Source organism: uncultured Bacteroides sp. (assembly GCF_949298305.1).
GTDB lineage: Bacteria > Bacteroidota > Bacteroidia > Bacteroidales > Bacteroidaceae > Bacteroides.
This window is the reverse complement of record NZ_CASFWU010000097.1, coordinates 1-10520: the sequence shown is the minus strand read 5'-3', so window position 1 is coordinate 10520 and position 10520 is coordinate 1. Positions and strand designations below refer to the sequence as shown.

10 protein-coding genes and 2 tRNA genes are annotated in these 10520 nt (G+C 56.6%); 11 read left to right on the top strand and 1 reads right to left on the bottom strand.

The genetic code is table 11. The features are described 5' to 3' along the window. Both Q1Y74_RS11750 and Q1Y74_RS11745 read left to right on the top strand, forming a co-directional pair. Positions 1 to 188: transposase domain-containing protein (locus Q1Y74_RS11750; RefSeq protein WP_300814515.1), on the top strand; the 188-nt coding region annotated here is incomplete at its 5' end. A gap of 374 nt (positions 189 to 562) precedes the next feature. Further along, a tRNA-Ser gene (locus Q1Y74_RS11745) sits at positions 563 to 650 on the top strand. 172 nt (positions 651 to 822) lie between these two features. On the opposite strand, the gene Q1Y74_RS11740 is transcribed toward Q1Y74_RS11745, so the two are convergent. Further along, positions 823 to 896 (bottom strand) — tRNA-Met (locus tag Q1Y74_RS11740). Between the two features lie 467 nt (positions 897 to 1363). Here Q1Y74_RS11740 and Q1Y74_RS11735 point away from each other — a divergent pair. The 9 genes from Q1Y74_RS11735 to Q1Y74_RS11695 all read left to right on the top strand — a co-directional run. Then, a complete protein-coding gene (locus Q1Y74_RS11735) occupies positions 1364 to 1750 on the top strand; it encodes an START-like domain-containing protein (protein ID WP_300814514.1) in 387 nt (128 codons plus the stop codon). 76 nt (positions 1751 to 1826) lie between these two features. Further along, positions 1827 to 3740 carry an LptF/LptG family permease gene (locus tag Q1Y74_RS11730; protein ID WP_300814513.1) on the top strand — a complete coding sequence of 638 codons (1914 nt, stop codon included), beginning with the start codon at positions 1827 to 1829 and terminating at the stop codon, positions 3738 to 3740. Positions 3741 to 3751: 11 nt separating this feature from the next. After that, the gene (locus Q1Y74_RS11725; RefSeq protein ID WP_300814512.1) at positions 3752 to 4966 is read left to right on the top strand and encodes a bifunctional 3,4-dihydroxy-2-butanone-4-phosphate synthase/GTP cyclohydrolase II; all 1215 of its coding nucleotides are present in this window, start codon (positions 3752 to 3754) and stop codon (positions 4964 to 4966) included. Positions 4967 to 5048: 82 nt separating this feature from the next. Then, positions 5049 to 6242 (top strand): pyridoxal phosphate-dependent aminotransferase, encoded by a 1194-nt coding sequence (locus tag Q1Y74_RS11720; RefSeq protein WP_300814511.1) that lies wholly within the window; start codon positions 5049 to 5051, stop codon positions 6240 to 6242. 563 nt (positions 6243 to 6805) lie between these two features. Next, positions 6806 to 7765 (top strand): SPFH domain-containing protein, encoded by a 960-nt coding sequence (locus Q1Y74_RS11715; RefSeq protein ID WP_300814510.1) that lies wholly within the window; start codon positions 6806 to 6808, stop codon positions 7763 to 7765. A gap of 162 nt (positions 7766 to 7927) precedes the next feature. Further along, entirely contained in the window at positions 7928 to 8440 is a 513-nt protein-coding gene (locus tag Q1Y74_RS11710) for a hypothetical protein (RefSeq protein ID WP_300814509.1), read from the top strand. Positions 8441 to 8456: 16 nt separating this feature from the next. Then, positions 8457 to 9800, top strand: a complete 1344-nt coding sequence (locus tag Q1Y74_RS11705; RefSeq protein WP_300814508.1) for an alpha/beta fold hydrolase — start codon at positions 8457 to 8459, stop codon at positions 9798 to 9800. A gap of 50 nt (positions 9801 to 9850) precedes the next feature. After that, entirely contained in the window at positions 9851 to 10054 is a 204-nt protein-coding gene (locus Q1Y74_RS11700; RefSeq protein WP_300814507.1) for an Arc family DNA-binding protein, read from the top strand. Between the two features lie 121 nt (positions 10055 to 10175). Then, positions 10176 to 10520, top strand: a 345-nt coding sequence (locus tag Q1Y74_RS11695; protein WP_300814506.1) for a hypothetical protein, incomplete at its 3' end; no start/stop codon positions are given.

Below are 10520 nucleotides of genomic sequence, written 5' to 3'. Positions count from 1 at the left end.
TGCTGGCCACCTGTAAGGCACATGATGTAAACCCAAGGGATTATCTGAATGATGTCATTGCCAGAATGCCCTATCACAAGAAGGCGACTCATGAGGAACTGCTGGAACTGCTCCCGCACAAATGGAAGATGCAACATCCGGAAAGTGTACTGATAAAACAAGGGGAGGAATCCGGAAAACACTGCTGACTGACTGCAACATATAGGTTCAACAAAAGAATAGCGACTGCAACTATTAGGTTTATAGTGACAGTCGCTATTATTGTATATAAAGGTTCAATACCTGTAGTTTACCGAATACTTACGTTGATTGGTATTATTGCCATTGTGAATTTGCAACCACTATGACTTTCTATTTTGTGACAGGAGAAGATGGGTACAAAAATGGAAAAAGGGTACTCAGGCTCATGCAAGGTCTTTGATGAATCTCTGTAAGGAGTGGAGGAGCTCGGTGTTCTGGAAGAATGCGGACTGATTTACGTATTCCGATACAACGAAAACTTTGTCCGTCAGAATTTGGAAAATCCGGAAACTTCTGTTAACTTTGCGCGCCGAAACAGAAAGGAGAGATGCTCGAGTGGTTGAAGAGGCACGCCTGGAAAGCGTGTATACCCCTAAAGGGTATCACGAGTTCGAATCTCGTTCTCTCCGCAATATACAAGGGAAAAAGGGAATTCGCCGCTACCTGCGGTGCATTCCCTTTTTCGTTTTCTCTGCTGCAAAAAAAAGAAAGTTTTCTTTTCGGGGAGGCTGGATGATTTGGGGGAGAAATAAAAAAGACCGCCAAGTGTGGAAGCCACTCAACAGTCTCATTCTTTCGGTGTAGCGGGACCCGGGATTGAACCGGGGACCTCATGATTATGAATCATGCGCTCTAACCAGCTGAGCTATCCCGCCATCGTTTCTCGATTGCGGGTGCAAATATAGAGCATTTCTTTGAACTGGCAAAACTTTTGCTTCTTTTTCTTGCCTGATGGGCTAAAAAAGAGCAAATATCGCCCTCTGGAGGCTCTCAAGGGGTGGGGAATGACGGCGTTTGAGTGGCGTTTCCGTCGTGTAAGTGCCGTTTGCCGGTCGGCAAGTACCGTCAGGAGGAGGTGGAAGTATGAGTGACAGGGCCGGATGTGGCCTGCGTCGGTTTTTCCAACCCTTACGTTGCCGTCCGGTGATAATGGGTTGTTGCGCAGGGCATGCCGGGTACATGGATGGCGCCTTTTATTTCCTCCGTCAGGAAATTGCATCCCCGAAATCCGGGTGCAAGCAGCGGCGCCCGTGTTCCGCAGACGGAATTTCTGCCAAATTATTTTTTCTTATTGGAAAAAAGTAGTTAATTTGGCGGCACATTTAGAAAATACGGAAGGATTATGGAAAGAAAGAAAGTACATTTGGAATATCTTTTGAATGCAACTTCTAAAAGCATACTCTGGTCCGCCATAAGTACCCCTACCGGTCTGGAGGGCTGGTTTGCGGACAAGGTGGACTCGGACGACCGGACAGTGACATTTTATTGGGGAAAAACGGAGAAGCGCAGCGCGGAAATCATTGCCATGCGTTCGTATTCGTTCATCCGTTTCCGCTGGCTGGACAATGAAAGTCCACGCGAATATTTTGAACTGAAAATGACGAACAGCGAACTGACGAACGACTTTGTGCTGGAAATAACCGATTTTGCCGCCGCTGACGAAGTGGGCGATTTGCGCGAATTGTGGGAGTCGCAGGTGGAGACACTGCGCAGAACGTGCGGATTTTAGTTAACTTTCATGGAAAAATTTCCTCTACTCCCTTTTTTGTGCTACTTTTGCGTCTCCATTGCATGATACAAGTAAAATGCTGCGCATAAAAAAGTTAGATATATTTATATTGAAGAGTTTCGGCCTTCTCTTCGCGGGCACTTTCTTCATCTGCCTTTTCATCTTCATGATGCAGTTCCTGTGGCGCTATGTGGACGAACTGGTAGGAAAGGGGCTTGAAATGAGCGTGCTGGCTCAGTTCTTCTTCTATTCGGGCCTGACTTTGGTGCCCATATCGCTGCCGCTGGCCATCCTGCTGGCGGCGCTCATCACTTTCGGCAATTTCGGCGAGCGCTTCGAGTTGCTGGCCATGAAGGCGGCGGGCATTCCCCTGTTGCGCATCATGCGCCCGCTCATTGTGTTCATCGGCTTCATCTGCTGTGTTTCTTTCTACTTCCAGAATGTTGTCGGGCCAAAGGCCCAGGCCAAGTTGGGTACGCTGGTCATATCCATGAAGCAGAAATCTCCCGAACTGGACATCCCTGAGAGCGTGTTCTACGACGAAATAGACGGCTACAACCTGTACGTGAAGCACAAGGACCGCAAGACGGGCATGCTCTACGACGTACTTATCTATAACTTTGAGAAGGGCTTTGAAAACGCCCAGATTATTAAGGCGGACTCCGCCCGTCTGGAAATGACGGCCGACAAGCAGCACCTCTACCTGCACCTTTACAGCGGCGAACAGTTTGAGAACCTGAAGTCGCAGAACATGAGCCAGAAGAACGTGCCCTACCGCCGGGAAAGTTTCCGTGAGAAGCATGCCATCATAGAGTTTGACTCAGACTTCAATATGGCCGACGAAGGAATCATGAGCAACGCGCCCAGCAGCAAGAACATGAAGACTCTGCAGGCGGATATAGATTCCATGAAGTTACAGAATGACAGTGTGGGCCGGGCCTACTTCAACGAAGCCATGAAAGGCCCCTATCAGGTAGCGGCCAACCTGACTTCCAGAGATACGGTACGGATGGAAGAAGCGCGGATAGAGGACTATGACATAGACAGTCTGCTGGAAGTAAGCACCCTGGCGCAGAAGCAGAAAGTGCTGAATACGGCTGTGAGCCGTGCCGAGAGTGCGGCCAGCGACTGGAGTTTCAAAAGCTTCAGCATCGCACAGACCGAAACCAGCCTGCGCCGCCACATGACCGCCTGGCACGAGAAGCTTACGCTCTCCCTGGCTTGTCTCATCTTCCTGTTCATCGGCGCCCCGCTGGGAGGCATCATCCGCAAGGGCGGACTGGGTATGCCTGTGGTGGTGTCGGTGCTCCTCTTCATTGTCTATTACATCATCAACAATACGGGTTTCAAGATGGCCCGCGACGGCAAGTGGATTGTCTGGATGGGCATGTGGACCAGTACGGCCATTCTGGCCCCGCTGGGAGCCTTTCTTACCTACAAGTCCAACAATGACTCCGTGGTGCTCAATGCCGATGCCTACATCAACTTCTTCAAGAAACTGGTCGGCATACGCAGCCGCCGCCATCTTTTCCGCAAGGAGGTCATCATTCACGACCCCGACTACGCCACTCTGCCCGGCCGCTTGCAGCAACTTTCCGAAGAGTGCCGCACGTACGCGCAGCAGAAGAGGCTGAAACAGGCTCCCAACTACTTCAAGCTCTGGATGGGCTCCGCTACGCGCGATGAGGTGATGGTGGGCATCAACGACCGTCTGGAGGCGCTGATAGAGGAAATGTCAAACACACGCTCCGTCAGCCTGCTCACTGCGCTGAACAACTATCCCGTGATATCCGTCCACGCCCATGTACGCCCCTTCCGCATCTACTGGCTCAACATCCTCTGCGGCGTCGTGTTCCCCGTGGGCCTGTTCTTCTATTTCCGCATCTGGGCCTTCCGCCTGCGGCTGGAGAAGGACGTGGAGCGCATCATCAAGACCAACAACGATGTGATATACATCATAGAGACCATGAACAAGAACCAACAAAAATAACCTGACAGGATATGGAAAAAGTAATGCTGAATACCATAGAAGAGGCCATTGAAGAGTTCAAGGCCGGCAACTTTGTCATTGTAGTGGACGACGAAGACCGCGAGAACGAGGGCGACCTCATCATTGCCGCAGAGAAGATTACGCCCGAGAAGGTGAACTTCATGCTGAAACACGCCCGTGGCGTGCTCTGTGCCCCCATCACCGTGTCGCGTTGCAAGGAACTGGATTTGCCGCACCAGGTGCTGGACAACACTTCGGTGCTGGGCACTCCCTTCACCGTGACCATCGACAAGCTGGAAGGCTGCACGACCGGTGTGTCCGCTGCCGACCGTGCCGCCACTATTCAGGCCCTGGCCGACCCCGCTTCCACTCCCGCCACCTTCGGCCGTCCCGGCCACATCAACCCGCTTTACGCCCAGGAGAAGGGTGTCTTGCGACGCGCCGGACACACCGAGGCCACCATAGACATGTGCCGCCTGGCCGGGCTCTATCCCGCCGGTGCACTGATGGAAGTGATGAACGACGACGGCACCATGGCCCGCCTGCCCGAACTGCGCCAGATGGCAGACCAGTACGGCCTGAAGCTCATCTCCATCCACGACCTCATCGCCTACCGCCTGAAGCAGGAGTCCATTGTGGAGAAAGGCGTGGAAGTGCACATGCCCACCGCGCACGGCGACTTCCGCCTCATTGCCTTCCGCCAGAAGTCCAACGGCCTGGAGCACGTAGCCCTCTTCAAGGGTACCTGGGCGGCCGACGAGCCCATCCTGGTGCGCGTACACTCCTCGTGTGCCACGGGCGACATCTTCTCCTCCAAGCGCTGCGACTGCGGCGAGCAGCTGCACAAGGCCATGGAAATGATTGAGAAGGCCGGCAAGGGCGTCATCGTTTACCTCAACCAGGAAGGACGCGGCATCGGGCTGATGGAGAAGATGAAAGCCTACAAGCTGCAGGAAGACGGCATGGACACGGTGGATGCCAACATTTGCCTGGGCCACCTGGCCGACGAGCGCGATTACGGCGTAGGCGCGCAAATCCTCCGCGAACTGGGCGTGCACAAGATGCGCCTCCTGACGAACAACCCCGTGAAGCGCGTAGGGCTGGAAGCCTACGGACTGGAAATCACCGAGAACGTGCCCATCGAGACCACGCCCAACCCCTACAACGAGCGCTACCTGCTCACCAAGAAGGAGCGCATGGGCCACACCCTGCATTTCAACAAGTAAAATGACCGATTGCTTTCTTTTGTCAGAGAAATTCCGTTCCTTTGCAGTAGGAAAGCTAACAACCATTAAAAATAGAAACAAAATGAATCAATTATCAGATCGTTTGAACAGTCTGTCGCCCTCCGCGACACTGGCTATGTCTCAGAAGAGCGCCGAGCTGAAGGCTCAAGGCGTGGACGTAATTAACTTGAGCGTCGGTGAACCTGACTTCAACACCCCCGACCACATTAAAGAGGCTGCAAAGAAGGCGATTGACGACAACTACTCCCGCTACTCTCCCGTTCCGGGCTATCCCGCCCTGCGCAACGCCATTGTGGAGAAACTGAAAAAAGAAAACGGTCTGGAATATACCGCCGCACAGATTTCCTGCGCCAACGGTGCCAAGCAGTCGGTGTGCAACACCATTCTGGCGCTGGTGAACCCGGGCGACGAGGTCATCGTGCCCGCCCCCTACTGGGTGAGCTACCCCGAAATGGTGAAGCTGGCCGAGGGAAAGCCCGTCATCGTCACTGCCGGCATCGAGCAGGACTTCAAGATGACGCCCGCCCAGCTCGAAGCTGCCATCACGCCCAAGACCAAGGCGCTGATACTCTGCTCGCCCTCCAACCCCACGGGCTCCGTATATAGCGGCGAAGAGCTGGCCGCGCTGGCCGCCGTGCTCGAAAAGCACCCGCAGGTCTACGTCATTGCCGACGAAATCTACGAGCACATCAACTACATCGGCCGCCATCACAGCATCGCCCAGGTGCCCTCGATGAAAGACCGCACCATCATTGTCAACGGCGTGTCCAAGGCTTACGCCATGACCGGCTGGCGCATCGGTTTCATTGCCGGGCCCGAATGGATTGTGAAAGGCGTCAACAAGCTGCAGGGCCAGTACACTTCAGGCCCCTGCTCCGTGTCCCAGAAGGCCGCCGAGGCTGCCTATACGGGCACGCAGGCTCCCGTAGAGGAGATGCGCCAGGCTTTCCAGTGCCGCCGCGACCTCATTGTCAAGCTGGCCAAGGAAGTGCCGGGCTTTGAGGTGAACGTGCCCCAGGGCGCCTTCTACCTCTTCCCCAAGTGCAGCTCGTTCTTCGGCAAGTCTGCCGGCGACCGCCGCATCAACAACTCCGATGACCTGGCCATGTACCTGCTCGAAGTGGGCCACGTGGCTTGCGTGGGCGGCGCCTCCTTCGGTGCCCCCGACTGCATCCGCATGAGCTATGCCACCAGCGACGAGAACATCGTCGAGGCCATCCGTCGCATCAAGGAGGCTTTGGCAGCGCTGAAGTAAACCTGTGCAGCCTTCGGTGAGCCGGCAGGCTGCCCTGAGAAGGCGTACATGATAGGATATTCTGGCCCGGCCGGAGATACAATGTCTCCGGCCGGGCTTTTTTTCTGTCCGCTCCGCAGGGCCGCTTCCGGCCTTGAAAATCTGCCTTCAGACCGTGCAAGCATCGTCTTCAGACCATGCAAGCGTTGTCCACGGACCATGCAAGCGTCGTCCGCAGACCATGCAAGCATCGTCCACGGGCCATGCAAGCGTCGTCCGCAGACCGTGCGTGCATCCTTCCGGGCGGCTTCCTGCTCCCTCTCCGTTCTGCCTGCGCAGGGCACTTCCGCCCGCTTTCGTCGCCCGTATGCGGGCGGAAACGCTCCGTTCTGTTAATCTTGTTTAAAAACAGGCGCTTTTATGGCTCCGTATGCTTGCGCTGTTTGTTTTAATTGATATATTTGTGATATCAAAATAATATCACTTAGTTCGTGAACGGACAGGCGGCCGGGCCTGCTGTTTTCCGGGTGTTTCCGGACCCGCCTGTCTCTCCCGGATTTGCAAACTCAAAAACTCGAAACGATATGGAAGCGAAAGAAATGAATTTCAACGGTTTTAGGATGAACGGCTTTCTGGCCCTTTTCCTCTTTTTGTTTGTGTGGGCAGGCGCCACGGTGTGGTGCTTTGTGTCGGGCGGCGCGCTGCTCTATGTGCTGGGCGCCGTGATGGCGGTGCTGTGGATTATTCTGAACTGCGGCTACATGATGCTGGAGCCCAACGAGGCGCGGGCCATGGTGTTCTTCGGCAAGTACAAGGGCACGTTCCGTGAGACGGGTTTCTTCTGGGTGAACCCCTTCATGGAGGCCAAGAAACTCTCTCTCCGCGCGCGCAACCTCGACGTGGAGCCCATCAAGGTGAACGACAAGATAGGCAACCCCATCCTCATCGGCCTGGTGCTGGTGTGGCGGCTGAAGGACACGTACAAGGCGATGTTTGAGATTGACTCGCAGACCATGGCGAGCGCAGGGACGACTTCGGGCGACGGCAAGTCCGTCAACCTGGGCAACGCCGTGGCCAACCGCATGAACGCCTTCGAGAATTTCGTGAAGATACAGAGCGACGCCGCGTTGCGCCAGGTGGCGGGACAATATGCCTACGACGACAACGAGGGTGCCGACGGCGAGCTGACCCTCCGCTCGGGCGGCGAGGAAATCAACGAACAGCTGGAGCAGAAGCTGAACGAGCGCCTGGCCATGGCGGGCATCGAGGTGCTGGAAGCCCGCATCAACTACCTGGCCTACGCGCCCGAGATTGCCGCCGTGATGCTCCGCCGCCAGCAGGCGTCGGCCATCATCAGCGCGCGTGAGAAGATTGTGGAGGGCGCCGTGTCCATGGTACACATGGCGCTGGACAAACTGTCGAAGGACGAAATCGTGGAGCTGGACGAGGAGAAGAAGGCCGCCATGGTGAGCAACCTGCTCGTGGTGCTCTGTGCCGACGAGGCCGCCCAGCCGGTGGTGAACACGGGGACGCTGAACCATTGATGAGTTTTGAGTTGACGAGGGGACAAGGAGACAAGTTGACAAGGAGGCAAGTTGACGAGTTAACAAGTTGACAAGCCACCCCTCATACCCTCGTTAACTCGTCAACTCGTCCCCTCGTCAACTTAAAAACTTAAAAACTCAAAAACTCAAATTTCAAAACCTATGTCTGCATTCAATCATGGCAGTGAAGTGGTCTATCAGTGCAGCACCCGCCTGACGGCAGGTTCCGGCATCGGGGTGGGGCTGTTCATCGTGCTGGCGTTTGCCTGGATACTCGGCCGTCAGTGGCAGTTGATGGACTGGGGCAACCTCTGCGGCATTTCGGCTTTCATACTGGTCGGAGTGTTCTTCATTGTCCGGGGCGTTTGCCTCTACCGCCGTCCGCGTGTGGAGACGAGGCGCGTGGTGGTGGGCAACCTGACGCACCGCCTCTACCTGCGCAACAAGCCGCTCTTCGTGCTCTTTACCGGAGGCGTGTATGCGCTGGCGGTGGCTGTGGTGACGCTGGTTCTCGACCTGATTTGGTGGTCCGTGGATGGCTTCGAGGGTGCCCTTTGGGCCGACCGCTTCCGCCTGCGCAGTCTGGTTCTCGTGGCGCTGGCTTTCGTGGGCGGCGCGGTGAAGTACTACCTGGACTACTATTATTACAGCCGTTGGCTGAAGATGAACCATTAAAAACAAGGATTTGAAAATGAATCACTGGAAACTTACGATATGGACTTTACTTCTCCTTTTGGGCGGAAGCGTCCTGGAAGGCCGGGCGCAGGACAACGTCCTGGCCCGTGCGGAACGTATGTATGGACACCTGGCGGCCGGGCGTGGCGACAGCATTTATGCGGCGCTGAACGATGAGGCCCGGCGGCAGCTTTCCCCGGCCGTGTTCAACGACACCTGGCGTCAGCTGGAAGCGCAGTTCGGCCCGCTGAAGCAGGCCGGGGCGTGGAAGCTGGAACAGGCGCAGGGCGTGACGCTCTACTGCCGCGACCTGGTCTTTGAACGTTACCGCCTGCGTCTGCTCCTGGCTTTCGATGCCGACGGGCGGATGAACACCATCCGCGTGGTGCCCGCCCCCGAGCCGGTGGCGGCGCCTGCCGTCTCTTTCGACGACCGTGTGATGGAGGAGCGTGACATCACCGTGGGTGCTGACGGCTTCCGTCTGCCCGGCACGCTGACCCTGCCCCGCGTGGCCGACGGCCGCAAAGTGCCCTGCGTAGTGCTGGTACACGGGTCGGGGCCGAACGACCGCGACGAGACCATAGGCCCCAACAAACCTTTTCGTGACTTGGCCTGGCTGTTGGCACGGCGGGGCATAGCCGTTGTCCGCTACGACAAGCGTACGCGGGTCTATGGTGCCGACGTCGTTCCGCTGGGAAGGAAGCTGGACATGGATGTAGAGACCGGCGACGATGCCGTGGCAGCGGTGGCCCTGGCCCGTACTCTGCCCGAGGTGGCGGCGGACAGCGTTTTCGTGCTCGGCCATAGTCAGGGCGGCATGATGGCACCGCGCATTGCCGAGCGGTCGGGGAAGGTGGCAGGCATCATCGTCCTGGCGGGGCTGGTGCGCCCGTTTGAGGACGCCCTGCTGGAGCAGTCGGAGTACATCGCTTCCTTGTCGGGCGCGAGCGGGCAGGCCCAGGCGCAGCTGGACGGGCTGAAGCGGCAAGTGGACAACGTGAAGCGGCTGGGTACGGATGCCTTCAACGACAGCATTCCCCTGCCGCTCAACATCCCGAAAGAGTATTGGCAATTCCTGAAGCGTTACAATCCCATTGCCACCGCCGCCTCGCTGGAGTGTCCCGTGCTGGTGCTTCAGGGCGAGCGCGACTACCAGGTGACCATGCTGGACTACGGTTTGTGGCGGGTGGGGCTGCTGAAGAAGGGGAACGCCTCCTTCAAGTCCTATCCTGCGCTGAACCACCTCTTGCAGGAGGGAAAGGGCAAGGCCACACCTTTTGAGTATCAGAAGGCAGTCCCCGTCCCCGACTATGTGGCAGACGACATCGCCGGCTTCATCCGAGGCAGGGATATACGTTGATTGCCTGAAAGTTATAGACCAAAGAAACAGTTAACTATCAATGAATTGAAGTGGCTACCAAGAAAGAAAATACAACCAAGAGTTTTGTCCTGCGGGTAGATGCCGCCACGATGGACGCCATCGAGAAGTGGGCTGCCGACGAGTTCCGCAGCACCAACGGCCAGCTTCAGTGGATTATCAACGAAGCCTTGCGCAAGAGCGGGCGGCTGAAGAAGGCGAAGAAACGGGCGGAGGACAACGAAACGGAAGATTGAGCAGGGATGCCCCAAAGCTCATGCCCATTCTGTGCCCGTCGGGATAACTATTGGCCTTTAACCCCGAAGTCCGCTTATGGCGGACGATAACTTCTTCTAACTCCTTTAACTCCTTACCGATATGATACGAATCAAGAATTTCAATCCGTTTTCCATCAACATGGGTCCCTTCTCGGGACGTGGCTGTCCCGATGTGCATTATCGCCCTGCTGTGGCGGACTGGGTGCTGGACGGCGTGGCGCTGCTTCTCGTCCTCCTGGGCTGGGTGGCCGTGCTCGTTCTGTACAGGGAGCAGGGCGGCCGTGTGTCCGGCGAGGTCTGGGCGGCGGCAGTCAGTTCGGTGCTGGTGTTCGCTCTGCTGGCGGCGGGTGCCCGTGTGCCCGTGCGCTTCATCAACTTCCCCGTCAGGGTGGGGGCGCACAACATAGGCCGCCAGTACGTGCTGGCCGTGCGCCTGATGCGCGCC